This window comes from Sphingobium sp. WR1 (assembly GCF_059693745.1).
Map to the genome: position 1 here is coordinate 158,473 of NZ_JCATID010000004.1, position 23,814 is coordinate 182,286.

Genomic DNA, 23,814 nt, shown 5'->3' on the forward strand with positions numbered 1-23,814 from the left:
TGCGGGAGCCCCGACGGGAATCAGGGTCGGCTCGGTGCAATTGCAACCAGTGCGTCGACGATCGCCGGGGTTTCCGCCTCCTCCATCGGCGCCTTGAACGTGTCGCGCATCTTCTCGACAATGGCGGTCCATTGCTCACGCGTCAGGGGCGGCTGGTATCGGACCATCGTCGCCGAATGGCAGGACAGGCATTTGCCGTTAAGCAGACTGGCGGCCGGGCTGTCGCCAAAGCTATCGCTGTCGTCAGGCAGGGTGATGCTGTCGGAATGCAGCGCCGCAATCGGTACGACGGCGGCCTGTCGGGAACCTTTCGCGCCTCCACGATCGGTGTCGCTGCACGCGCTGATAAGGGTCAGGCTAAATAGGATGAAGGGTGTGAACAGGCGCATGGCTCAGACAATCGTTACGGGGCAGGCTTCGATGCAGTTACGCATATAGCCGCCGGGGTTCCAATTGGGCGCGACCGGCTGTGCCTCGCCTGCATCATTGGTGCACCGCGCCATCAAGATGAGTTCGCCCTTGCCGTGCAAAGGCAGGCTGGTGGCGAACCGCCGGAAGCTGTAGCGTCCCTCGTTCGGTCCCAGTTGCGCGTCGCGCCAGCTGCGTCCTCCGTCGGCCGACAGTTCGACCCTGCGCACGGCCCGATCGCCGCCCATTGCGATGCCGCCGACGCCGAGGCGCGGGCGGTAGGCGATGCGTGCGCCCGGCGCGACGCTGGTGATCCAGGATCGCGGATTCATCCGGCTGATCGGCTCCTTGGGAAAATCCTTGGCTCCTGGCGGCACATCGGCATGAGGCGTGGCGGGAATCTGATAGGCCTTGGCCATCCAGAAATTCTCGTCCGCTCCATCGCTCAGCTCGATATGGTTGAGCGACTTGATCCAATAGGTCGAATACCAGCCCGGTACGATCAGCCGCAGGGGAAAGCCGTTGAGCAGGGGCAGTTGCTCCCCGTTCATGGCGAAGGCGACCATCACCTCCCCATCCATGGCATGATCGACCGACAGTGATTTTTCGAATGCATCCACCTGCGTAAGCGGCTTGTCCAGCCCACCGAAGCGCACGATCCGATGCGCCGCGTCGACGCCGGCGGCATTCAGCAGCGTGCGCAGCGCCACGCCTTCCCAGCGGGCGTTACCCATGGCGCCATGCATCCACTGTGCGCCCGGCACACGCGGTTCGAACAGGGCGCGGCTGTTGCCCGAACATTGGTTGACCGCGGCATAGGATATGCGCGGCAGCTTCAGCAGGTCTGGCAGGGAAAAGGCAAGCGGCCGCCGCCCGCCCGTGATCGCCAGCCGGAACCGGGCGACATCGACATCCAGCGGAATGTCGGCCCAGTGCCAGCGGACGAAGAAGCGGTCATTGGGCGTGAAGACGCTCTTGTCGAACACCTCCATCGGCGTTTCGAGCAGCGGCGGGCGGTTACGCAGCACCAGCATGGCCCACTTTTCGGGATAATCGCTGGACAGCGGCAGCGTCTCGGTTCGCCCGCCGGGCAGGAGCCGGTTTGCCGCCAATGCGGCACCGCCGGCCACCGCCATCATGCCACCGGCCAGTAGCCGGCGCCGCGCCATCATGCGCGCCAGGATCGGATCGAAACGCTCCATACCTCCTCCCTTTCGCCAAGCGCCGCCTTTTACAGCGTCAGCGGGGCGTGGTTGATATGCGGCAGAACATGGCGAGCGAACAGGTCCGCCTCGGCCGCATGGGGATAGCCCGAAAGGATGAAGGCGTCGATGCCGGCGTCCTGATAGGCGCGCAGCTTCGCCAGCACCTGGTCGGGATTGCCAACGATCGCCGCGCCGCAACCCGAGCGTGCCCGGCCGATGCCGGTCCACAGATTATCTTCGACAAAACCGTCGCCGCTCGCCGCCGCACGCAGTTCAGCCTGGCGAGTGACGCCGACACTGGCTGTATCGAGCGACTTCTGGCGGATGGCCTCGCCCGTGTCCGCATCCAGCTTGGACAGCAGGCGATCGGCATAGGCGCGCGCTTCTTCCTCTGTCTCGCGCACAATGACATGGGCGCGATAGCCGAATTTGAGTGTGCGGCCATGTTTGGCGGCGCGCGCGCGCATGTCGGCGATGATGTCCTTCACCTTGTCCATCGTGTCGGGCCACATCAAATAGACGTCGCAACCCTGGGCGGCGGCTTCGCGTGCATCTTCGCTGAGCCCCCCGAAATAGAGCGGCGGGCATTTGCCCGAAACCGTGCTGATCCGCGCGGGCGCCAGGTCCAGATCGTAGAATTCACCCTTATAGGTCAGATGCTCGCCCGATAGCATGATCTTCAATATCTGCATGATTTCGAGTGTGCGTTGGTAGCGCGGCTTGCTCTCCATCTTGTGGCCCGGCAGGTCCGACGAGATGATGTTGACGGTCAGCCGGCCGCCCAGGATGCGGTCAAGCGTCGCGATGCGGCGCGCCAGTTGCGGCGGCCAGTCCTCACCCATGCGCACGGCCCACAGCAAGCGCATCTTCTGGACCAACGGCGCAATGGCCCCGGCGAAGATGGTCGTGTCGATACCCAGGCTATAGCCCGAAGGCAGCAGGATATTGTCGAAACCACCCTTTTCCGCCTGAAGGACGATGTTGCGGCAATGCTCCCAGCTGGATGCCAGCATCGGGTCAGGCTGCCCCAGAAATTCATAGTCATCATCGCATAGTGCCGAAAACCAGCTGACTTCGCACGATTTGGTGATCGTCATTTCATTCATGGCAGGGGCTCTCCTTTTGACGCGACCAGCACCCCGTACCAATGCTCCCGGGTCCAGCGGACCTTGAGCGCATCGGCGGCTTCGACGATACGGGCGGCCTTTTGTGTTCCAACGATGGGAATGGGGCGCGCGGGATGCGCCATGATCCAACTATAGGCGGCCGCGGCGCGCGACACCCCATGGTCAATAGCCACAGCGTCCAGCGCGGCGGCGACGGCTTCCTCACGGGGGTTACCGGGCGCAGCGATGCGCCCGCCCCCCAGCGGCGACCAGGCCATGACCGCCATGTCCATCGCGATCGCCTGATCCAGTTCGCCATTGTCGATCGGCCCGAGCTGGAGCGGAGAAAGCTCCGGCTGGGTCGATATGATCGGCATCGGCAGGAACTGCTGCAGCGTCGCAATCTGGCTCGAAGTGAAGTTGGATACACCGAAGGCGCGGATCTTGCCGGCTTGGTGCGCAGCACCGATCACGCGAGCGATCTCCGACGGATGGGTCAATATATCCGGGCGGTGGATCTGCCACAAATCCACATGGTCGACGCCCAAACGGGTCAGCGACGCGTCGATCGCATTCTCCAGATAGGCGGCGCTGGAATCATAGGGGACGCCCATGGAAATGCCGCCCTTGGTCGCCAGCACCAGCCGGTTGCGCAGGCCCGGATCGCGTGCCAGCGCCCGGCCAAGCAGCGCTTCGGATGCGCCGAACGGTTCATCATTGTCCGGTCCGTAGATATCCGCCGTGTCGATGAAGTCGATTCCCGCATCGATCGCGGCGTGGATCAGGCCGACCACACCGTCGACATCCTCACCGCACAGGCGCCAATTGCCCCAGGCGAGCGAAGATACGGTGATATCGCTTTGCCCGAGCGGGCGTCGCGCATCAGGGGCAGGTAAAAAAGTCATTCGTGATCCTGTCGGTCTTGCAAAGGAGGAAGGATGGAGGCGACGGAGGCTCGTTCGACCAGCTGATGCGGCAGACGCTGGTGCTGCCGCTGCGCGCCTTCCAGCAGCAGGCGGGTGGCGGCAAGCGCCAGTTCGCGCGTCGGCTGATGAATGGTGGTCAGCTGCGGCCACACCATGCGCGCCAATGTGGTGTCGTCGAAACCTACGACAGACAGGCTTTCGGGCACGGCTATGCCCATATCATGCGCGACCGACAGAACGCCGGCGGCCATGTCGTCATTGCTGGCGAAAATGGCGGTGGGCCGCCTGGATGCGCCCAGAAAACGGTGCGCTGCCGTGACGCCGCTTTCGAAATCAAACTCGCCCGGCGCGACCAGCGCAGGCTCGAAAGGCAGGCCGGCGCGATCCAGCGCACGACGGTAGCCGAACAGGCGCTCCTCCGATGCCATATGATTGGCATGGCCCTTGATGAAGCCGATCGACCTGTGCCCCTTGTTGATGAGGTAGGTGGTCATGTCGTCGGCAGCCTGCGCGTCGTCCATGAAGACCGATGCGGTCATGGCATGGTTCGTGCCGGGGGAAATCCGCACGAAGGGAATGTCCATGCGTTCCAGCGCCTGAAGCACCGGAACGCAGTCGGTGACGGGAGAGGAAAGGATTACCCCGTCGACATGGGTCTCCGTCACCAAACCCCGCACCTGCTCTCCGACGCCAGGGTCCGTGACATCGACCGGCTGGGCCAGCAGGCGCGTACCCGAAGGCTGGCATCCTTCCGAACAGCCCATCTGAATCTGGTTCATATAATAGGGGCTGTGATTATCGTAGATGAGCGCGATCTGACCGGACTTGGTGCCCGCCAGGATACGCGCGGCTATGCTGGGACGGAAATCCAGTTCCTGCATCGCCCTTTCGACCCGCTCACGCATTTCGTCGCTGACGTAGGGATGGCCGTTAAGCACCCGGCTGACGGTCTTCACCGACACGCCCGCACGCGCCGACACATCGCGGATATTGGATCTCTCACTCATTTCTTCGCTACCTCCAGCAAGGAGGCGAACAATGAAGCGAAGGGGCTGGAGGGTCGATAGAAAACCGGCGGCTGGCCATAGGGGGCTACTATGTCATGGCGGCCAGGTGCATAGTCCCGCTCGGTCCATAAGTGCCGCCAGGGCGCGTCGCCCGGGAGGATAACCGACCGCATGGCCGCGTCCGCTTCGACCACTGGTGCGACCAGCATGTCCGCGCCATAGAGATACTGGTCCTGAACGCCAAACAATGCCTCCTCATAATGATGGAGGAAGAGAGGGCGCTGGGCCGGCAGGCCGGTGGCGACCGCCTCGTCACTGAGGTGCCGGACATAGGGCGCGAGCGCAGCGTGCACCCGCGACATGGCGGCAAAGTGAGCGAGCAGTTCGGGCGTGCTGTCGATCTGGATATTGTCATCGGGGCGATTGCCCTCGTGGCTGCGCATCACCGGCGAGAAAGCGCCCAGCTCGCACCAGCGCAGCATCAGGTCGATGGTCCGAACATTGCCGTGCAGGCTGGTATAGCCCCCGACATCGCTGTGCGAATAGGCGTTGCCCACCAGCCCCGCCGACAGGGCGGCGGTGACCGCCGTGTTGATGCCGTCATGGCGGGTGAAGTCGACCGACTGGTCGCCCGCCCAGAGCAGCGGACAATGCGCCTGCACGCCAGAAAAGCCGGCCCGCATGAAGAAGACCGCCTCACCGGTCTTGCCCCGCGACGCCACCGCCTTCGCGTTCGCCTCCGCCCACAGCACTGGCCAGCGATTATGCGCGAACATCGGATCGCTGCCATCATGGAGGCGCAGGTGGACGGGCAGATATTCGCCGAAATCAGCCATCCAACCGGACAGGCCGAAATCGAGCATTTCCCGTCCGATGATCCGCTCGGCGAACCAGTCGAGGCTGTCGGGATTGGTGAAGTCGACGACGCCGCAATCGAACTCGCCGAAATCGACAAGATAGGGTTCGTCGCTATCCTGCCGCAGCGCCAGATGCCCGCCCGCTCGCGCTTCCTCAAATTGCGCGCCGTCCGCCGCCAGATAGGGGTTCACATAGCCAAGGAAGCGAATGCCGCGTTCCGCCAGCGAAGTGATGCGGCCGGGCAGGTCGGAATAGCGGGCGGGTTGCCAGGCCCAGTTCCAGAACAGACGGCGCCCAAAGCTGGTCTGCCGGATGCCGATCCAGTCCTCACACCACAGGCCCGCTATCGCCGCCCCAGCATCGATGATCCGATCGAGACGGGCAAAACTGTTGTCGCCATCCTTCAGGCCGACAATGGCACCGCCTATCGCCCAGTCCGGCAGCGCCGGCTGGCGTCCGAAATAATGGCTGAGCCGGCCCACGAGTCCAGCGATGTCAGATGCAGCCAGAAAATCGAGCTGGGCATTCCCCTCCCAGATTTCGATCCGATGCCGTTCGCAGTCAGTGAAGTCCAGCACCGAATAGCCCGTGCTGGTCAAATGGCAGGCATAGAGGCGCGATGACAGAAAGGTCGGCTGGGGATAGTTGGTCCACCAATAATCTCCGCCGGCCATGCCCTGCTCGTCCATCAAGCGCGTGAGTTCGGTCGATTTATCGCGTCCGACGCCCGGTTCGCTGGTCCAGATCGGAAAGCGGCGGCCCGACAGGTCGAGATAGCTCATCTGTTCGCCGCCGCCCCAGACATGCTCGCCCGGCAGCGCGATCAGGTCGATCCAGATGCGGTCGAATCCGGGCCGCAGCACTTCGACATGCAGCGACTCGCCCTGACACCATAGTCGCGCGCCCGGTGGGCCGCCCCCGTCTGCGCGCAGGATGACGCCATCGCCGGACAATTCGAATTCGACGTGCGGCAAAGGAGAAAAGCCGGTGGGCGTGTCACTTATTCTGAAATTGCCGCGCACCATTTCGACGTCGGGGCTGCCCCGCGCAATAGTCAGTGCGGGCCGCCCGGATGTATGACGCAATATCTCCAACCCGTTCAGCCAGCAGGAAAACCCGTCATCATGCCTGGAGAAAATCAGCGCCACACCCAGCCCCGTCTGTGCTTTTTATGAAACAGGGTCCGCTGCACCAGCCCCGTTTGATATGACACCGCTTGACATAAAATCCGACGTCGATCAAGAGCTAACCTAAACCTACGGGAAAACCCGAGGTACAGCTTCGACATTGGAACTGCATGTCGCTTTGAGGATGGAGGGGATTATGACCTTGATTACACGCACATCTGCTCATGCCGGCCGAGTTGCGCTGGGCCTTTCATCATCGATTCTGGCGATGGCGACGACCTTGCCCGCCCATGCGCAGGTGCAAGAGATTATCGTTACTGCTCAAAAGGTTGAACAAAATGTGCAGGATGTGCCCATCGCCATCAGCGCCGTGACCGGCGAAGCCATGGCCCGTGCCGGCGCCAAGAGTCTGGAAGATATCGGCGCTGTTGTCCCTTCCGTTACCTTCCGCAAGGGCACGACCAACGCCAACAGCGCCATTGTGATGCGCGGCGTCGGCACCATCAGCTTTTCGATCGCGGCAGAACCAAGTGTGTCCACCGTTGTCGACGGCATCGTTCTCAGCCGGTCGGGGCAATCCTTCCTCGATCTGGTGGATTTCGATCGGCTCGAAGTACTCCGCGGCCCGCAGGGCACGTTGTTCGGCAAGAATGCGTCGGCGGGCCTCGTCAATATCGTGTCCAAGGGCGGCACCGACGATCTGGAGGCCGAAGCTACTGTTTCGGGCACAACCGATGAAGAATATCGCGCCCGCCTGACCGTGGCTGGCCCAATTGCGCAGGATCTCACCGGCCGCATCACCGGCTTCTATGGCAATTTCGACGGCAATATCACCAATATCGCGGGCGGCCAGGATCGCACCGTTAACGGATATGAGCATTATGGCGCACGCGGCCTGCTGGACTATGACGGCGAAGGCGGGCGGCTGCGCCTGATCGCCGACTATTTCAAGGCGAACGATGATTGCTGCGCCGAAGTAACCGGCGTGTCGCGCGGAACCGTCCTTGACAAGGAACTGGGCATCACCCCGCAAGGCGAAGACACGCGCAAGGTGAACCAGAATCTGGTTACCCGCTCGCTCGACCGCCAGTGGAGCGTCACGCTCAATGCCGACATCGACACCTTTGCCGATCACACCTTCAGCATCGTGACCGGCTATCGCAACTGGCAGAATACCGAAATTCGCGACGGCGACTTCCTGCCCCGTCCCATCGTCGGCACGGGCGAACTGCACGATCGTGGCGTCGTCAAGACCGAACAGGTGTCGGCAGAGGTCCGCCTTGCCTCACCGCAGAACCAGGCGCTCACCTACCAGGTCGGCGGCTTCCTCTGGTATTCGAAGAACACGCAGGATTTCACTCGCGCCGATATCACCTGCGACAGATCCACCCTGCCGGTGGACCCGGTGACGGGCGGCCAACCGTGCGACCTGAACGATACGGTTAATACCTTGTTCCCGACCGCCTCGTCCAACAGCGACGTGTCCTTCCGCAACTGGGCGCTCTTCGGTCAAGCCACCTATGAAGTGACCCCCAGCCTGCGCTTGACGCTCGGCGGCCGCTATACGCACGATAATGTGTCCTACACCCATTATCGTGCGCCCGGCTTCAATGCGACAACTGGCCTTCCCGCCACTGGCCCGGGCGTTTCCGGCGTCGGCGCAGGCGGTAGTCTGGCCAGCGGCGGCAACGGCACTAATTTGTCGAGCGGCGCGACCAGCGCGAACAATTTTTCAGGCAAGGCGGTGGTGCAATATGATGTCGCGTCCGACGTCATGGCCTATGCGAGCTATACGCGCGGCTACAAGGGACCGGCCTTCAACGTCTTCTTCAATCACACCGCCCCAACCAATTCGACGCCGATCGACCCGGAGACGTCCAACAGCTATGAAGTCGGCTTCAAAAGCCAGTTCTGGGACCGCAAGATCCAGCTGAACGCGGCTGCCTTCCTGGTCGACTATGACGGATTCCAGGCAAACAACTTTGTCCTGCTGAACGGAGCGGTCGTCACCAACCTCACCAATGCGGGCACCGTGCGGTCCAAGGGGTTCGAGGTTGACGCGACGTTCGCGCCGGTCGCCGGCCTCACCTTCCGCGCCAACGCGGCCTATGCCGATGCGCGGGTGCGCAAGTTCAACCCGAACCCGCTGACCAATGCGCCGGACGCGCGGGACGGCACGCGCCTGCCGCTTGCACCCAAGTTCAATTATACGCTGGGCGTGGATTATGACGCGGATCTCGGCCCGGTGAAAACCTACCTGTCGACCGATTGGCGCCATGTCGGGAAGCAGTTTTCCGACCTTGGTGAAAGCGGCCCGATCGACGCTTATGGCCTGTGGAACGCCAGCATCGGCTTTTCCGACCCGGATGATCGCTATCGCCTGACCTTCATGGTCCGCAACATTCTGGACGACAGCTATGTGCTGCTGAACACCAGTGCAGGCCAGCGCCTGATGATCCCGCGCGACGCGGATCGCTATGCCGGCCTGACGCTGCGCGTGCGCATGAAATAAGGGGAGAGCGGCCAGCGTCTGCACGCGCCATTCCGCTCACCCTTTGCCCCCGGATGCTTCGCGTCCGGGGGCTTCATTTTGCGCATCAGTCGCATCTGGCCGGAAGATGGCCTGCACCGATATGGTCAAAGGCAGGAACGACCCAACGGGCTGCCCCGCCTCTACCATCCTTGTCAGGCGGCGCCGTCTGCGGCGTGCAATCGCGGTTGCATCAAGTGGATGAAGAACAGCGCCACCAGATAGGCACCACCGCACAGCACGAAGAGTGGCGCATAACCCAGGCCGCTGTCCAGCGACCAGCCCGCCAGTTCGATAATGGCTGTGCCAGTCAGATTGCCGCCGATCGCGCCGAGCGCTATCACCGTGGCAATGCGCCGTGCGGGCACGATTTCCGTCGCCATGCCGAACAGGTTGGTCGAAAAGCCCTGGTGCGCGAACAGCCCCATGCCGATGCACAGAGCCGCAACCCACGGACTGGACACCGCCATAGCGATCGGCATGATGAGCACGGTCAAGGCGAAGGCCAGCATCGCCCCTTTACGCGCCACATTCATAGTAAGGCCGCGATGCAGCAATGCCGGATAGAGCGCACCCGAACAGATGGCGCCGAGCGCTGCAAGCGTGAAGATAATGGCTATAGGCCAACCCAACGCGCCCTGCGCCATGCCGAATTGCCGCGCGAAAAAGTCCGGGGTCCAGAACAGGACGAACCACCAGACGAAATCGGTACAGGCCTTCGCTCCAATGATGGTCCAACTGCGCTTATCAGATAGGATCGCATGCCATTCCACCTTACCGCCGGCCGGAGCGGATGCACCGGCGACCGGCGTCAGCTGTGCGGTATTGATCCGCCACAGGACCAGCCACACCAGCCCGAGGCCGCCCGTCACCAGAAACGCCGCCTTCCAGCCGAAGGCGATGGCAAAGGGTGGAATCAGCAACGGCGTCAGGATCGCACCGATGTTGGGCGCGGTATTGATGATGCCTATGCCGACCGATCGCCTTTCGGTGGGTAGATAGATAGCCGCGGTCTTCATCGCAGCGGGTGTATTGACGGATTCAGCGGTCGCCAGCACGGCGCGGGCGACGACGAACTGCTGCACGCTGGCGGCCAAAGCATGTGCCATGCCGGCGAGGCTCCATAACGCGACCGCGAATCCATAGGCAAAGCGCACACCGAACCGATCCACGAACCAGCCGACGCCAAGCAGCGATGCCGCCGCCGCCAGTTGGAAAACGGAGCCGAGATGGGCGAATTGCTGGTCCGACCATTTAAACTCAGCCTCCAGCATTGGCTTCAGCAAGGCCAGCACCTGCCGATCCACATAGTTAAGCGCGGTCGCAAGAAATATAAGCCCGATCAGCATGTTCTGCGCGCGCGCGGCGCCGGGTTGCGGCGCTTTCATAGGGCGATGCCCCCGCTCGCGTCTGGCGAGCCAGCCCCCATGGTTTCGTGCTCCGTCGTCATCCTTACCTCTCCCCGACCATCCTGGCCGTTTTCGTGCAAAGCTCTTGCCCTGCCGCGTCTGTGCTCATACAGATGGGATATGACACCGTAGGACATACGACAAGCCTTTTGATAAGCGAGAGACGGGCGAGGATGAAGACTATTCATTCCGATCATGCCGGGGACCTGTACGGCGAACTATTCCTAGCCGCGCAGACGGGCACGCCGGCCCCGTCGCGCACCGCCCTGTGGCGCCGGCTTTGGCCTGGGTTCGCCATTTGTGGCATCGCCAGCATCGCGGCCGCCTGGTTGTCCGAACATTATGGCGCGCCGATCATCCTGATGGGCTTGCTGATCGGGCTGGCGCTCAATTTTGTCACAAGCGAGGCCCGGACCCACCCGGGGCTCGACTTCGCCTCAAAGACTTGCTTGCGCTGGGGCATCGTTGTGCTGGGAACGCAGGTCACTGTTGCGCAAATCGGGGAATTGGGGCCGGTGCCTTTCCTCGCCTTGTTCATGGTCATGGCCGCCGCGATGGGCGCGGCGCTCATCGCGGCCCGGCTTGCCGGCCAGTCCATGGCGATCGGTCTGCTTGCAGGCGGCGCGACGGCGATCTGCGGCGCCTCAGCCGCGCTGGCGCTGTACGGCGTGCTGGGCAGCCGCCGCATAAGCCAGGGCCAGTTCGCCCTGACGCTGGTCATCATCTCAGTCGCCAGCGCGCTCGCCATGTCCTTCTACCCGCCACTTGCCGGCGCATTGCATATGGATGACCGACAGGCCGGTTTCCTGATCGGCGCGTCAATCCATGATGTCGCGCAGGCGATAGGTGGCGGCTATGCCTATTCCGACATGGCAGGAAGCTACGCCACGATAGTCAAGCTGACCCGCGTCGCGCTGCTGGCGCCGGTCGTCGCGATCGTGTCGATCATGGTCAGCGACGATGAGGGCAAGGACAGAGGCTGGATTCGCAAGCTGGCGCTGCCCTGGTTCATCACCCTGTTCCTTGCGGTGGTGGCGATCAATTCCCTTGTCATCATTCCCGCGCCGGTTGCCCATGCCAGCCTTATCCTGTCCAAGGCGCTGCTGCTGCTGGCCGTGACCGCGACGGCCATGCGCTCGCGCCTCGACCTCATCATGCAGTTGGGCTGGCGTGCGACCTTGCCCGTGACCGCCGCCACGCTGGCTTCCCTTCTTGTCGCCATGGCGTTTACATGGACGTTGTTGGGAGCCGTCTGATGCCCGAGTTTCTCTATGACATCGCCATCATCGGCGGCGGCGTGAACGGTTGCGGCATCGCCCGCGACGCTGCAGGCCGGGGCGCGAAGGTGCTACTGCTGGAAAAGGGTGATCTGGCGGGCGGCACCTCTTCCGCTTCGACCAAGCTGATCCATGGGGGGTTGCGCTATCTGGAACATTATGAGTTCGGGCTGGTGCGCGAAGCGTTGAGCGAGCGGGAGCAGCTATGGGCCATCGCACCGCATATCATCTGGCCAATGCGTTTCGTGCTGCCTCATGTAAAGGGATTGCGACCGCGCTGGCTATTGCGACTTGGCCTGTTTCTCTACGACCATATTGGCGGGCGCAAGCGTCTGCCTGCCACCCAATCCGTCGATCTACGGCGGCACATTGCGGGCACGCCACTCAAGCCCGGCTTCGGCCCCGCCTTCATCTATTCCGACGGCTGGGTGGACGATGCGCGGCTCGTGGTGCTGAACGCGCGCGACGCGGCCGACCGAGGGGCGACCATTCGCACCCGTTTCCCGGTGGAGGCGCTCGAACGCGTCGGTGACTTCTGGTCCATCCGAAGCGGCGGACAGGTCCTTCATGCCCGCGCGATCGTGAATGCCGCGGGGCCTTCCGTGCTCGACCTGCTGAATGACGCAGGACAGAAGACCGACCGACGTATGCGGCTGGTGCGCGGATCGCATATCGTCGTCCCTCGCCTGTTCGATCACCCCTATGCCTATTTTTTCCAGATTCCCGATGGCCGCATTTTCTTCGCCATTCCCTATCAGGACGATTTCACCCTGATCGGCACGACCGACCGTGACCATCGGGGTCCGCTGAGCGAGGTCCATGCCAGCGCGGAGGAAATCGCCTATCTGTGCGACGCGGCCAACGCCTATTTCGCGCAATCGATCGGCCCGGCCGACGTGGTGTGGACCTATTCCGGCGTCCGGCCGCTGATCGATGACGGATCGGGCAAGCCGGAGGCCGCGACGCGCGGCTACAGCTTTGAACTGGACTGCGATGCGGGAGGGCGAGCGCCGATCCTCTCGATCTTCGGCGGCAAGATCACCACCTATCGCCATCTCGCCAAGGACGCTGTCGACCAACTGAAACCGCATCTGTCCTCCCTGACGGGGAACGATTGGACCGCGCACGCCCCGCTGCCGGGCGGTGATTTCCCGATCGACGGCATTGAGGCGCTGAAAGCAGACCTGGCACGCGATTATCCCTTCCTCGACGCGCCGACAATCAACCGTATCGCCCGCGCTTATGGGACGCGCACGCGGTTGTGGCTGGGCAAGGCGACCGATATGGGTGGATTGGGGCCGCATTTCGGCCATGGCCTGACCGGGGCGGAGGTGGACTATCTGATCGCGCAGGAATGGGCGAGCCAGGCGGATGACATACTCTGGCGGCGCACGAAGCTCGGCCTGCGGCTGAATGCGGCGCAGAAGGAACAACTCAGAACATATATGGGTGAGGTGCAGTGAGCGGCGAATATATATTGGTCCTGGACGAAGGAACCACGTCGAGCCGGGCAATGGTCTACACGCCCGACGGGACCATCCTGCATGTGGCGCAGCAGGAACTGACGCAATATTATCCTCGGCCCGGCCGGGTCGAACATGACGCCGCCGAAATCTGGAGCCGAACGCTCGATTGCGCGCGACAGGCGGTGGATGCCGTGGGCGGGGCCGACCGCATCGTTGCGCTCGGCATCACCAACCAACGGGAAACGGTGGTCGCATGGGATCGGCGGACTGGAGAACCCATAACCCGCGCGATCGTCTGGCAGGACCGGCGCACGGCGTCGCGCTGCGCGGAATTGCGAAAAGCAGGTCATGAAGCGATGCTTCAGGCGCGCACGGGTCTCGTCATCGATCCTTATTTTTCGGGCACCAAGATGCGTTGGGTGCTCGACAATGTGCCCGAAGCAAGGGCGCTGGGCGATCGGCTGGCGCTGGGCACGGTCGAAAGCTGGCTGGTGTGGAAATTGACTGGCGGGCTCCATATCACCGATGCCAGCAACGCCAGCCGCACCCAGTTGCTTGCGCTGGACGGCGCGGATTGGGACGATGAACTGCTGGACCTTTTGGGCGTGCCGCGCGCCGCGCTCCCGACTGTGGTGGATAATCTAGGACGGTTCGGCGCCTGCGATCCCAACCTGTTCGGCGCGGCCATCCCGATCTGCGGCCTTGCCGGCGACCAGCAGTCCGCCGCGATCGGCCAGCATTGCCTGTCGGTCGGCGATACGAAAGCAACGTTCGGCACCGGCGCCTTCATCCTCACCAACATGGGAACAAATCTGCCTTCCTCGTCCCATCGTCTGCTCGGCACCATTCTTTACCAGCAGAGCGGCCGACGGACCTATGCGCTGGAGGGATCCGTCTTCGTGGCGGGCAGCCTCATCAAGTGGCTGCGTGACGAGCTGGGCCTTATCGCCAGCGCCGGGGAAACCGAGGCGCTTGCCCGGTCCGTCCCCGACAATGGCGGCGTCCTGTTCCTGCCTGCGCTCGCAGGGCTGGGCGCGCCCCACTGGCGGCCGGATGCCAAGGGCGTACTGACGGGCCTGACCCTCGGCACGAAACGGGCGCATCTGGTGCGTGCGGCGCTCGAATCCATGACTCACCAATGCCACGACCTGCAATCGGCCTTCGCCGCCGACGGCCCCGCCTGGACGAAGCTACGCATCGACGGCGGCATGAGCGTCAATGACTGGATGGCGCAGGATCTGGCCGATATTCTGGCTTTGCCGGTCGAGCGACCGGCGGATATCGAAACCACCGCACTGGGCGCGGCGATGCTGGCCGGCGTGGGCGCCGGCCTCTACGCCTCTATCGGCGACGCCATGGTGATGGGGAGCAACGTCACGCGCTTCACGCCCTCTATCGATCCCAATTCACGCAAGACCCGCATCGCCTTCTGGCGGGAAGGCCTGCGCCATCAGCTCGAACTAGGGGGTCAATGATGACACAGAACGATCTCCAGTCGATCGGGCCTGGCCATTTCCGTTATGTCATGGGCCATTATCCGACCGGTGTCTGCGTCATCACCGGCCATGACCCCGATGGCGCGCCAGCGGGCATGGTCGTCGGCAGCTTCACTGCGGTATCGCTGACTCCGCCGTTGGTAGCCTTCTTTCCCGATCGCCGTTCGTCCAGCTGGCCGCTGATCAGTCCGTCAGGCCGATTCTGCGTGAATATGCTGGCGGCCGATCAGAGCGAAATATGCGCGCGTTTCGCGGCGAAGGGCGGTAACAAATTTGACGGCATGGCCCATCGGCTGTTGCGCGGGCTTCCATTGATCGACAACGTTATCGCCTCGATGATCTGCGCCATTAGGGATGAAACAGGCGCGGGCGATCATCTAATGGTCATGGGCGCGGTCGAGGAAATGACGGTTCACCGCGACGCACCGCCGCTGCTGTTCCTCAGAGGGCAGTTGCTCGCCGCCGCCTGACCGCCTCAGCAACGGGTTGCGCAGGCGCAGCTCGTGACCAGCGCGACGGCGCGACCAAGTCCATCAGTCGACCCGGAGATGAATACCATCTTGCCTTTGAGAGGCATCGCAGATGTCTCGCTTTCTTCAGGTTCACCCGCCGAGCGCACGACGGCAAGCGATAAGCGCGCGCGCCATATCCGCCCGCGCCGCCACTTCAGCGGATCGGGCCGCGAGCAGGTCGCGATCCGCCTGGAGCACCTCGATCAGGCTGACCTCGCCCGCCTTCCATGCCTGTTCGGCAAGGACGCGGGCGCTCTGCTGGGCGGCGACCTGGCGCGCCAGCACGGCGGCGCGGGCGCGATTCTGGACGAAGGCGGCAAAGCTGGTCTCGACATCCTCGCTCGCGCGCAGCACGGCTTGGGCGTAGGCGGCGAGCGCCTCGCGCTCCGTGCCGCGCGCGCCCGCTACCTGCGCGTCGATGCGGGCAAAGTCGAACAGGCGCCAGCGCAGGCCGGCCGCGGCCTGGATGGCGTTGGCGCCGTCGGTCAGCAGGTTCGAGGCGGCATTGGCCTGGAAGCCGAAAAGAGCGGAGAGCGAGAGACGCGGATAATATTCGGCGAGGGCCTGGCCGATCCGCGCATGAGAGGCCGCCAGCCGCCGCTCGGCCGCGACCAGGTCAGGGCGACGGCGGAGCAGATCGGCCGGGCTACCCGCGCCATCAAAGGTCGACTGGGGAAGCGGCGCGGGCGCGTCGAGCCCGCGCCGGTCGGCCTGGGGCGCAAGGCCGAGCAGTATAGCAAGCCGGTTGAGCTGCGCCTCGATGCCGGCATCGAGCGGGGCGATCGTGGCGCGGGCGGCTTCGGCTCCGGCACTCGCCTGCTCCGTCTCGCGACGGGATGCCTCCCCGGTCTCGCGCTGCTGGGCCACGAGGCGGAGGAGGTAGTCTGCGGCCCCCGTCTGGTCGCGGGCGATGGCGCGCTGCGCCTGGAGCGCGCGGAGCTGGATATAGGCGTCAGCGACCTCGCCGGCGACCGACAGGCGCATCGCCGCGCCGGTCGCCTCCGCCGCCTGGGCCTCATAGACGGCCGCCTCTCGCCCGCGCCTGAGGCCGCCGGCAAGGTCCACCTCCCAGCTCGCGCCGGCCGAGAGATCATATTGGCTGACCCCGCGATCGATGCCGGGAGCGAGGCCGACCAGCTGGCCGAGGCCGCTCTCGGTCGACTGGCGCGCGCGCGCGGCGCTCCCCTCGACCGAACCGCCGGGGAGCAGCGCCGCGCCGGCACCGCGCAGGGCCGCCCGCGCCTGGTCGATCCGGGCCATCGCCTGCGCGATGTCGAGATTCTGCGCGAGCGCCGTCTCGACCAAGCGGTCGAGCGTGGCATCACCAAAACTTCGCCACCATTTCCCCTCCGCGCCTGGCGGCGCGGAGGGGGGGCCGCGCCATTGCGGGGCGACCGCTATCGAGGGGGCGCGATAGTCGGTGCCTGCCGCACAGGCGGCGAGCGGCAGCAGGAGGATGGACGCGAGGACGGGCTTCATGCCGGCTTCTCCTGGTCACGGCCGGCGAGCAGCAGATACATGACCGGCGTGGCGATACGGGACAGGATGGTGGAGGAGACGAGGCCGCCGATGATGGCGATCGCAAGCGGCGAATAGAGGCCCGAGCCCTCGATCGCGAGCGGCAGCAGCCCGCCGATCGCCGTCACCGAAGTGAGCAGAACGGGAAGGAAGCGCACCTCGCCCGCGCGTTCGATCGCTTCGCGCAACGCCAGCCCCTCGGCGCGAAGCTGGTCGGTGAAGTCGACGAGCAGGATCGAGTTCTTGATCTCGATCCCGATCAGGGCGACCAGACCGATCGTTGCGGTGAAGGACAGCGAATAGCCGGTGAGCCAGAGTGCCGTCACCGCGCCGAACAGGCCGAGCGGGATGATTCCGGCGACCACCGCGACGGTGCGGAAGCGGCCGAATTCGAGCACCAGCACAGCGAGGATGCCCAGCACGGCGATCAGGATGGCGGCGCCCAGACCGGCGAAGCTGCGCGACTGCGCCTCTGCCTCGCCGCCCAGCGACAGGTGGTAGCCCGGCGGCAGCGCAAGCGCCTGTGAAATGCGAGCGAAACCGTCCTGCGTCACGCGCGAGGTGAGGAAACCGGGACGGACATAAGCGGTGACGGTGACGGTGCGATCGCGGTTCAGCCGGTCGATCCGTGCGGGACCGCCTTCCGGCTTCGGCGCGGCGATGGCGGAGAGCGGCACGGCGTCGCCGCCCCGCGCCGGAGCATAGATGCGGTCGAGCGCCGAAAGCTCGTTGCGCGCGCCCATGGCGAGGCGCACCGTCACCGGATAGTCGTCGCCATCGGTATCGCGGAAGCGCGCGGTGGACTCGCCGCTCAGCGCCAGCCGGGTGATCCGGCGCGCGTCGCCCGCCGCCACACCGAGCGCCGCCGCCTTGTCCTCGTCGATGCCGAGCGCCAAGTCGGTGCGGTCGAGCCGTAGTGGATTGCCGACGTCGCGCGTGCCGGGTGTAGCGGTGAGCACCGCTTCGGCCCTACGGGCAAGCGCCTTGAGCATGGCGAGGTCCGGGCCGCTGATGCGGATCGCGACCGGCGCCTCGGTCTGCGCGCCCTGCTCGAAGACATGGACGCTGATCTTCGCGCCCGGCCAGGCGGCGAACTCGCGGCGCATCCGTTCGATCTGCGCGTCGCTTTTCCCAGGGCGCCAGGTGGAAAAGGCGGCCGCCACTTCGCCAAAATCAGGTGCGGGTTCCTCCTGCGCGACATTGTAGTAGAGTTGCGGATTGCCACGCCCACTGTTGGCCGCATACCAGGCGATGCCGGGCTCGCGCGCGAGCCGACGTTCGACATGGCGGACGGCACGATCCGTGGCGGCGAGCGCCGTACCTTCGGGCGTCTCCACCCGCACTAGGAACTGCGGCGTCTCGGCGGGGGGGAAGAGGCTGCTTCCGATCGCGCCGAGCAGCGGCACGGTGAGCAGGCAGAGCGCGAGGATGACCGCCAGCGCCCGCCACGGCCGCGCAAGCCCCACATGAAGCACCGGACGGTAGAGGCGGTGGATCGCGCCGTTGATCGCCTGAAGCAGCCGGTTGCCTCCTGGATCCTCATGGCGCGAGAGCAGCCGGCTCGCGACGAAGGGGATGACCGTCATTGACACGACGAAAGAGGCGGCGACCGTCGCCAGCACCGCGACGGGCAGGGAGCGGATGAACGCGCCTGACCCTTCCGGCAGCATCATCAGCGGCAGGAAAGCGAGCATCAGGCAACCCGTACAGCCGATCACGGCCAGCGCGATCTGGCCGGTGCCCTGGAGCGCGGCCGTGGTCCGGTCCTCACCCTCGCGCAGGCGGCGTGCGATATTCTCGGTGACGACGATCGAATCGTCGACAAGCAGGCCGAGCGAGAGCACGAAGCCGGCGATCGAAAGCTGGTTCAGGCTGAAGCCAAGTGCATGGATCAGCGCCAGCCCCATCAGAAGCGAAAGAGGTATCGAGACCATCACCACGCCCGCAGCGCGCCAGCCGAGCGGCAGCAGCGTCACCGAGACGATCAGTAGCGCCAGCACGAAATCGCGCGTCAGCCCGCCAAGCCGATGGCTGACATTGTCTGCCTGGAAAAAGGCGCGCTCGAGTTTCACACCGGCGGGCAGCGTCTTTTCGAAGGCGTCGAGCGTCGTGCGCAGGTCGCGGGTGATGGCGGTGACGTCGGCGCCTTCCTTCTGGTTGGCGGAGACGAGCACGGCCCGTTTTCCGCCGAAGCGGGTGATATGCTCGGCCTCGGCGGTTTCCCAGGAGACCGTGGCGATATCGCGGACATGGACGATGCGGCCGTCGATGCTCGCGACAGGCACAGCCTCGACCGCAGCTATGCTGCCGAAGGCGCCAGCCTGACGCACCGTCAGCCGCCGGTCACCGGCATGGACCGCGCCGACCGGCGCCTCCGCCCCCGCGCGGGCCAGCGCATCGGCGACGGCGCTCGCCGGCAGACGAAGCTCGGCGAGGCGGCCGAGATCGAGCGCCACACGCATCTCCGACTGGGGCGCCCCCCAATAGCGGGCATCGCGCACGCCGGGCACGCGCTGGATCGCCTCGCGGAGCCGGTCGGCGACCTTCTCCAACCGGCGCATCGGCAAATGTTCGCTCACCAGCGCGACCTCCATGATCGAGACCTCGATCGTGCGTGCGCGCAGCACGTCCATCCGGGTGACGCCGGCGGGCAAGCGGGCGCGCAGTGCGTTCACCTCGCGCACCACCTCGTCATATTTGCGATCGGGATTGGTGCCCCAGGTGAACTGGACGCGCACCTGGGCGGCGCCGTCAGCGCTGGTCGAACGAACCTCCTCGACATCATCGAGCGCGTCGAGCGCATCCTCGATCGGCTTGGAGACGAGCTGCTCCATCTCGGCCGGTGTGGCGCCGGGCATGACCGTGCGCACGGTCATGAAGGGCGACGGGAATTGCGGGTCCTCGGTGCGCGGGATCGCCGAAAAGGCGTTGAGCCCAAGCAGGGCGAACAGCGCGACCAGCACCAGTGTGAACTGCCAACGGATGATGAAGAAGGCGACGGGATTGAAGCGCATCAGCGGGCGCTTCCGATGACGCGCACGCGCTGGCCGTCGGCGGCAAAGCCGGCGCCCGAAGTGATGACCCGCGCCCCGGCGGGCAGGCCCGCGACCAGCGCGTCCTCACCCGAGAAGCCGAGGAAGCGGACAATGCGCCGCCGCCCGCGCTGCGCGTGGACATCGAGCAGGAACAGCGCGGCGAGGCCGTTTTTCGCCTCCAGCACCGCCTCGGCGGGAACGGCGGTGATATCCGGCGCGCCTGCGGCGGCGCTGGCGATCTCGACGGTTCCGGTCATGCCGCTCACCAGGCCGCTCGGGTCGCCAAGACGAACCTCGACCTGGACGGTGCCGGTGCGGGGATCGACGCTGGCGCCGACCCGGCTCACCACGCCGGGCACGTCGGAGCGGCCGGCGACCGACAGCCGGGCAGCCGCGCCGGCGCGCACGCGGCCGATCGCGTTCTCAGGCACCGGGATGCGCACCAGCAGGGGGCTATCCACGTCGGCGAGGCGGAGCACGGCCTGACCGGCCGAGACGGTTTCGCCTGCCTGCGCGATGCGCTCCAGCACGATACCGGATGCGGGTGCGGAGAGCGTCGCGGAAGCGCGATTGAACGCTGCCGCCCGCAGTGCCGCGCGCGCCTGGTCGAGGGCAGTCCGCCCGTCCTCATAGCGGGCATGAGCCACGGCGCCGGTCTCGTTGAGCGTGGCATAGCGCGCCAGCGCCCGTTCCGCCCGTTCGACGTCGCCCTGCCCCTGCGCCACGCGCGCTGCGAGGTCGGTCGCGTCGAGCTGCGCAAGCGCCTGGCCGCGCGACACCTGATCGCCAATATCGGCGTCCAGCCGCGCGAGCGTGCCCGGCACACGGAAGGCGAGCGTCATCTCACGCGCGTGCGCGATCCGGCCCACCGCCGAAACGCTACCCGAAGCCTCACCCCCACGCGCCGTAACGACCTCGACCGGCAGTGGATCGGGCTCCTTACTTTGGGGCTGGGCAGCGCCGCAGCCCGCGAGCAGCGCGGTCACGGCAAGCGCCGGCAGCAGGCGTTGGGTATGGGCAGGGATCATCGGGGTTGTCGTTCCTCGGAATTGGCATCGAAGCACAGGCAGGTGGCGAACCAGCCGATGCCGCAGGCGATGAGCACGAGGCCGGCAAGGGCCAGCATGACGCGCTTCCACCAGCACATCGGCCGATTCCGGCCCTAGAAGCGGTAGGACAGCGCCAGCCCGCCGATCGCCTGGTGCCGCGAGCCTTCGTCACGGACGATAGGGCTGTCGGCAGCGTCCCCGGCCAGATAGGACCAGCCAATCCGGCCAATCAGACCCCAGCGCCGGTTGAATTGGTAACCGATGGTTGCTCCCGCACCCAGGTCGCGCAGCGCGGCGCCGGGGCGGTAGGCATCGAGGGTCGTGCGCGCAGCCTCGGCATCGGTCACGCCAAAATAGGTCCGCGTATATTTGGCATCGCCCCAGGTCGCGCTGGTGTCGAACGACAGCGACAGGCTTTGCGAGCGCACCGCCACATAGGCGGCGCTGGCGGAAACCAGCACACCGTCATGCGCGCCGGAGACGTCGGCGAGCGCGGTCAGGTCGAGCTGTACCTGGCCCTGCCCCGCCGCATTACCGCCGAGCCGCAGTCCAACGAAGCCGCCCAGCTCGACCGCGGTGTCGATGGTGTCAAGCAGCGCGATCTGCCCCTTGGCATCGTTATCGCGGCCGAGTCGAAGGTTGGCGACGGGGCCGGCCGCGATCATATCGTGCGACACGATGTCGACGCGCAGGCGCGAGCCTTGGAAGTCGACCGAAACGTCGCCGTTGCGGACAGTACCGATCACCAGCGGGATCAGGCGATAGTCGTCCGCCCCGTCATAACGCGGCGCAGCGCCAGGGCCGATCGCCACGAAGCCTGACCAGCCTTCTTCGTCAGGAGCTTCCTCCTCGGCTGCGGTTTGCGCGAAGGCGGTCGTGGGGGATGCCAGAAAGGCAAGGGTGAGCAGCAGCGACGAGGGCATGATCTTCTTGAGCATGGGCAACTCCCGGTGAGTTGAAGGAAACGCCCTTGCGCTAAGCGGAGCCGGCGACACGGTGCGACCCGAACTGCGCGGTTGCGTCGAATCGCTTCGTAATTTACGCCGTAAATGCGCCACTCTGGAGCATTAGCATGCGTGACTTCGCGATTTCGCCAATTCCCGCCAGGGTCGAGAAGCTGTGGGCGGAGATCGGCTTGGCTGTGGGGCTCGGTCTCGTTCTCGCGGCCATGGGTCCGTTCAGGACCTATGAAGGCGAGCCGCTTCAGCGCATCGGATTCTGGATCGGACTCTCGGCGGCCTGGTTCGTGCTCGCCATGGCGGTCGACCTGCTGATCGATCACAGCCCGCTGCCAGACCGTCTCGATGCCCCTCGCCGGCTTGTGATCAAGGTGATGCTGGCCGCGTTCCCGATGCTATTGTTCGTTGCGCCGGCCACGCAAGCGCTGTTCGGTTGGGCGCCGGGCTTGCACAAGCTCCTATGCCTCTATCCCAAGACCCTGTTGATCGGTGCTGGGCTGACGCTCGTCTCGGCAGCCCTGCTCAGCCGGCCCGCGCACCTGCCGGGTCGCGATGAGCCCGCGTCGTCGGACGTGGGAGTCGACGACGCAGCGCCCTTGGAAAGGGCGCCTTCGACGATCGAGCCAAATCCGGGCCAGGAAGACAATGCCGACGCATGTCCCCTGCAAAGCCGGCTCCCGCCTCATTTGCGCGGGCCGATCCTGTGCCTGCAGACCGAAGATCATTATGTGCGGATCCATACCGAGAAAGGGTCGACCCTCGTGCTGATGCGGATGCGCGACGCCGTGGAGGCTATGAATGGAAGCCGTGGGCTTCGCGTCCACCGATCCTGGTGGGTGTCCCTTGCGGCCATTAAGGTGAGCGAGCGAAGCGGTCGCACGTTGATCCTGGAACTGGTGAACGGCCTCGTGGTGCCAGTCTCCCAGCCTTACGCCGCAACCGTGCGCGAAAGCTTCAGTCCCTCGTGAAACGACAGCAAGATCGTCCGGCCAAAATGCAAACGCTCTGGGTCGCCGGGGCCGGTCATGAAGAAGCGCGCGCCATGCTGCGTCGCGCGGCCTTTGAGCTCATCCGGCGAGACGGCGCCCGAAATCTGTCGATGCGCGGTCTCGCAACTTCGCTCGGCATCAGTGCGATGACGGCTTATCGATATTATGTCGACAAGGAAGAGCTTTTTCGAGATCTCAAGCATGAGATCGCCGCAAAATTCGCGGCTGCATTGAAGGCCGGATCCGACGCTGCCTCGACCCCGATGGAACAGCTCCGTTGCATGGCGATCGCTTATCTCGAATATGCGTTGGAGCATGAGGAAGACTATCGGCTGTTGTTTGATGAATGGCTGGGCGAGATCGACCGCACCTCAGCTCTTCCGCCAGCAGACGCCCCCGGATGGGATCTGCTCATCTCGCTCGTGAAGCGGCTGAATCCCCGCTGCGACGAAAAGGCAGTCGTGCGGACCGCCCATTTGCTCTGGTCGACCGTGCATGGGCTTGTCATGCTACATCTTGCAGGGCGGGCGCGTCTCGATCCGCCGGTCTCTCACACCGTCAATCCCTATCTGGATATGCTGCTTTCTACCGTCGGGACCGCGACGGGTTAGTCGCACGCAGTTGATTGCGACTAGTCGGCCACCGGCGCGGGTCGATGCCGCCGAACCGATCGATATCGCCCTCTTTATCTTCGGTGTAACGTCACTCTTCGGATAAGGCCGAACACCGCTGGTTTCGCCGCGATCACCGTTCCTTGGCACGGCGGACGAATCACTGCCCGGGACGTACGACGGCGGACGAATCACTGCCCGGGACGTACGGTGGAATCTCGATGAACATATGGACGTGGTGCGCCTGAGCCCAACAGGCGCGACAAACCATCCCATTCATCCACAGGGCCTTCCCTTCTGCCCTATACACGCCAATTCCCGGGCCT

Annotated in this window: 19 protein-coding genes; 7 read left to right on the forward strand and 12 right to left on the reverse strand. The window is 64.9% G+C overall.

Going from position 1 to position 23,814, the window contains the following annotated elements; genetic code table 11:
• Positions 1 to 20: 20 nt before the first annotated feature.
• From AC58EF_RS07330 to AC58EF_RS07355, 6 genes are read right to left on the reverse strand one after another with little or no spacing between them, the layout of a single operon-like run.
• Complete coding sequence (locus tag AC58EF_RS07330) at positions 21 to 389, reverse strand: cytochrome c (RefSeq protein WP_497275659.1); 369 nt, start codon at positions 387 to 389, stop codon at positions 21 to 23.
• A gap of 3 nt (positions 390 to 392) precedes the next feature.
• A complete protein-coding gene (locus AC58EF_RS07335) occupies positions 393 to 1,610 on the reverse strand; it encodes a molybdopterin-dependent oxidoreductase (protein ID WP_497275661.1) in 1,218 nt (405 codons plus the stop codon).
• A gap of 29 nt (positions 1,611 to 1,639) precedes the next feature.
• Entirely contained in the window at positions 1,640 to 2,710 is a 1,071-nt protein-coding gene (locus AC58EF_RS07340) for an LLM class flavin-dependent oxidoreductase (RefSeq protein WP_497275847.1), read from the reverse strand.
• Between the two features lie 5 nt (positions 2,711 to 2,715).
• Positions 2,716 to 3,624, reverse strand: a complete 909-nt coding sequence (locus tag AC58EF_RS07345; protein ID WP_497275662.1) for an aldo/keto reductase — start codon at positions 3,622 to 3,624, stop codon at positions 2,716 to 2,718.
• Positions 3,621 to 4,652: a LacI family DNA-binding transcriptional regulator gene (locus tag AC58EF_RS07350; RefSeq protein WP_497275664.1), complete on the reverse strand. Its 1,032-nt coding sequence runs from the start codon at positions 4,650 to 4,652 to the stop codon at positions 3,621 to 3,623. Before AC58EF_RS07350 ends, AC58EF_RS07345 begins: the two co-directional genes overlap by 4 nt.
• Complete coding sequence (locus AC58EF_RS07355) at positions 4,649 to 6,658, reverse strand: alpha-glucosidase (protein ID WP_497275666.1); 2,010 nt, start codon at positions 6,656 to 6,658, stop codon at positions 4,649 to 4,651. Before AC58EF_RS07355 ends, AC58EF_RS07350 begins: the two co-directional genes overlap by 4 nt.
• Positions 6,659 to 6,833: 175 nt before the next feature.
• On the opposite strand from AC58EF_RS07355, the gene AC58EF_RS07360 reads away from it, so the two are divergent.
• Positions 6,834 to 9,149: a TonB-dependent receptor gene (locus AC58EF_RS07360; RefSeq protein WP_497275668.1), complete on the forward strand. Its 2,316-nt coding sequence runs from the start codon at positions 6,834 to 6,836 to the stop codon at positions 9,147 to 9,149.
• Positions 9,150 to 9,322: 173 nt separating this feature from the next.
• Here the strand turns inward: AC58EF_RS07360 and AC58EF_RS07365 are convergent, their stop codons facing one another.
• A complete protein-coding gene (locus AC58EF_RS07365) occupies positions 9,323 to 10,555 on the reverse strand; it encodes an MFS transporter (RefSeq protein ID WP_497275669.1) in 1,233 nt (410 codons plus the stop codon).
• A gap of 194 nt (positions 10,556 to 10,749) precedes the next feature.
• Here AC58EF_RS07365 and AC58EF_RS07370 point away from each other — a divergent pair, with 194 nt between their 5' ends.
• Genes AC58EF_RS07370 through AC58EF_RS07385 form a run of 4 tightly spaced genes read left to right on the forward strand, consistent with a single transcriptional unit; the run spans position 10,750 to position 15,285 of the window.
• Entirely contained in the window at positions 10,750 to 11,832 is a 1,083-nt protein-coding gene (locus tag AC58EF_RS07370; protein ID WP_497275671.1) for a YeiH family protein, read from the forward strand.
• The gene (locus AC58EF_RS07375) at positions 11,832 to 13,316 is read left to right on the forward strand and encodes a glycerol-3-phosphate dehydrogenase (protein WP_497275673.1); all 1,485 of its coding nucleotides are present in this window, start codon (positions 11,832 to 11,834) and stop codon (positions 13,314 to 13,316) included. Before AC58EF_RS07370 ends, AC58EF_RS07375 begins: the two co-directional genes overlap by 1 nt.
• Positions 13,313 to 14,794 carry a glycerol kinase gene (locus tag AC58EF_RS07380; protein WP_497275675.1) on the forward strand — a complete coding sequence of 494 codons (1,482 nt, stop codon included), beginning with the start codon at positions 13,313 to 13,315 and terminating at the stop codon, positions 14,792 to 14,794. Before AC58EF_RS07375 ends, AC58EF_RS07380 begins: the two co-directional genes overlap by 4 nt.
• Positions 14,794 to 15,285 carry a flavin reductase family protein gene (locus AC58EF_RS07385; protein WP_497275676.1) on the forward strand — a complete coding sequence of 164 codons (492 nt, stop codon included), beginning with the start codon at positions 14,794 to 14,796 and terminating at the stop codon, positions 15,283 to 15,285. The genes AC58EF_RS07380 and AC58EF_RS07385 overlap by 1 nt, the downstream gene beginning before the upstream one ends.
• Positions 15,286 to 15,417: 132 nt before the next feature.
• Here AC58EF_RS07385 and AC58EF_RS07390 read toward each other — a convergent pair whose 3' ends face one another.
• The 4 genes from AC58EF_RS07390 to AC58EF_RS07405 all read right to left on the reverse strand — a co-directional run bounded on the left by AC58EF_RS07390 (position 15,418) and on the right by AC58EF_RS07405 (position 21,867).
• The gene (locus tag AC58EF_RS07390; protein WP_497275678.1) at positions 15,418 to 16,806 is read right to left on the reverse strand and encodes an efflux transporter outer membrane subunit; all 1,389 of its coding nucleotides are present in this window, start codon (positions 16,804 to 16,806) and stop codon (positions 15,418 to 15,420) included.
• On the reverse strand, positions 16,803 to 19,859 hold the full coding sequence (locus tag AC58EF_RS07395) for an efflux RND transporter permease subunit (RefSeq protein ID WP_497275679.1): 3,057 nt from the start codon (positions 19,857 to 19,859) through the stop codon (positions 16,803 to 16,805). The genes AC58EF_RS07390 and AC58EF_RS07395 overlap by 4 nt, the downstream gene beginning before the upstream one ends.
• A complete protein-coding gene (locus tag AC58EF_RS07400) occupies positions 19,859 to 20,908 on the reverse strand; it encodes an efflux RND transporter periplasmic adaptor subunit (RefSeq protein ID WP_497275681.1) in 1,050 nt (349 codons plus the stop codon). Before AC58EF_RS07400 ends, AC58EF_RS07395 begins: the two co-directional genes overlap by 1 nt.
• Positions 20,909 to 21,042: 134 nt before the next feature.
• Complete coding sequence (locus AC58EF_RS07405; RefSeq protein WP_497275682.1) at positions 21,043 to 21,867, reverse strand: MipA/OmpV family protein; 825 nt, start codon at positions 21,865 to 21,867, stop codon at positions 21,043 to 21,045.
• Positions 21,868 to 22,001: 134 nt separating this feature from the next.
• On the opposite strand from AC58EF_RS07405, the gene AC58EF_RS07410 reads away from it, so the two are divergent.
• Positions 22,002 to 22,856 carry a LytTR family DNA-binding domain-containing protein gene (locus tag AC58EF_RS07410; RefSeq protein WP_497275684.1) on the forward strand — a complete coding sequence of 285 codons (855 nt, stop codon included), beginning with the start codon at positions 22,002 to 22,004 and terminating at the stop codon, positions 22,854 to 22,856.
• On the opposite strand, the gene AC58EF_RS07415 is transcribed toward AC58EF_RS07410, so the two are convergent.
• Positions 22,817 to 23,080: a hypothetical protein gene (locus tag AC58EF_RS07415; protein WP_497275854.1), complete on the reverse strand. Its 264-nt coding sequence runs from the start codon at positions 23,078 to 23,080 to the stop codon at positions 22,817 to 22,819. The genes AC58EF_RS07410 and AC58EF_RS07415 overlap by 40 nt on opposite strands.
• Here AC58EF_RS07415 and AC58EF_RS07420 point away from each other — a divergent pair.
• Positions 22,988 to 23,488, forward strand: a complete 501-nt coding sequence (locus AC58EF_RS07420; protein WP_497275848.1) for a TetR-like C-terminal domain-containing protein — start codon at positions 22,988 to 22,990, stop codon at positions 23,486 to 23,488. The two genes, AC58EF_RS07415 and AC58EF_RS07420, sit on opposite strands and share 93 nt — an antisense overlap.
• The last annotated feature ends 326 nt before the right edge of the window (positions 23,489 to 23,814 follow it).

Coding starts and splice junctions, on each gene's coding strand:
- AC58EF_RS07415 (WP_497275854.1), bottom strand. CDS start 23,080: ATGCTTGAGATCTCGAAAAAGCTCTTCCTTGTCGACATAATATCGATA.
- AC58EF_RS07345 (WP_497275662.1), bottom strand. CDS start 3,624: ATGACTTTTTTACCTGCCCCTGATGCGCGACGCCCGCTCGGGCAAAGC.
- AC58EF_RS07385 (WP_497275676.1), top strand. CDS start 14,794: ATGACACAGAACGATCTCCAGTCGATCGGGCCTGGCCATTTCCGTTAT.
- AC58EF_RS07335 (WP_497275661.1), bottom strand. CDS start 1,610: ATGGAGCGTTTCGATCCGATCCTGGCGCGCATGATGGCGCGGCGCCGG.
- AC58EF_RS07400 (WP_497275681.1), bottom strand. CDS start 20,908: ATGATCCCTGCCCATACCCAACGCCTGCTGCCGGCGCTTGCCGTGACC.
- AC58EF_RS07405 (WP_497275682.1), bottom strand. CDS start 21,867: ATGCTCAAGAAGATCATGCCCTCGTCGCTGCTGCTCACCCTTGCCTTT.
- AC58EF_RS07410 (WP_497275684.1), top strand. CDS start 22,002: ATGCGTGACTTCGCGATTTCGCCAATTCCCGCCAGGGTCGAGAAGCTG.
- AC58EF_RS07365 (WP_497275669.1), bottom strand. CDS start 10,555: ATGAAAGCGCCGCAACCCGGCGCCGCGCGCGCGCAGAACATGCTGATC.
- AC58EF_RS07370 (WP_497275671.1), top strand. CDS start 10,750: ATGAAGACTATTCATTCCGATCATGCCGGGGACCTGTACGGCGAACTA.
- AC58EF_RS07420 (WP_497275848.1), top strand. CDS start 22,988: ATGCGCGGTCTCGCAACTTCGCTCGGCATCAGTGCGATGACGGCTTAT.
- AC58EF_RS07395 (WP_497275679.1), bottom strand. CDS start 19,859: ATGCGCTTCAATCCCGTCGCCTTCTTCATCATCCGTTGGCAGTTCACA.
- AC58EF_RS07390 (WP_497275678.1), bottom strand. CDS start 16,806: ATGAAGCCCGTCCTCGCGTCCATCCTCCTGCTGCCGCTCGCCGCCTGT.
- AC58EF_RS07340 (WP_497275847.1), bottom strand. CDS start 2,710: ATGACGATCACCAAATCGTGCGAAGTCAGCTGGTTTTCGGCACTATGC.
- AC58EF_RS07360 (WP_497275668.1), top strand. CDS start 6,834: ATGACCTTGATTACACGCACATCTGCTCATGCCGGCCGAGTTGCGCTG.
- AC58EF_RS07330 (WP_497275659.1), bottom strand. CDS start 389: ATGCGCCTGTTCACACCCTTCATCCTATTTAGCCTGACCCTTATCAGC.
- AC58EF_RS07350 (WP_497275664.1), bottom strand. CDS start 4,652: ATGAGTGAGAGATCCAATATCCGCGATGTGTCGGCGCGTGCGGGCGTG.
- AC58EF_RS07375 (WP_497275673.1), top strand. CDS start 11,832: ATGCCCGAGTTTCTCTATGACATCGCCATCATCGGCGGCGGCGTGAAC.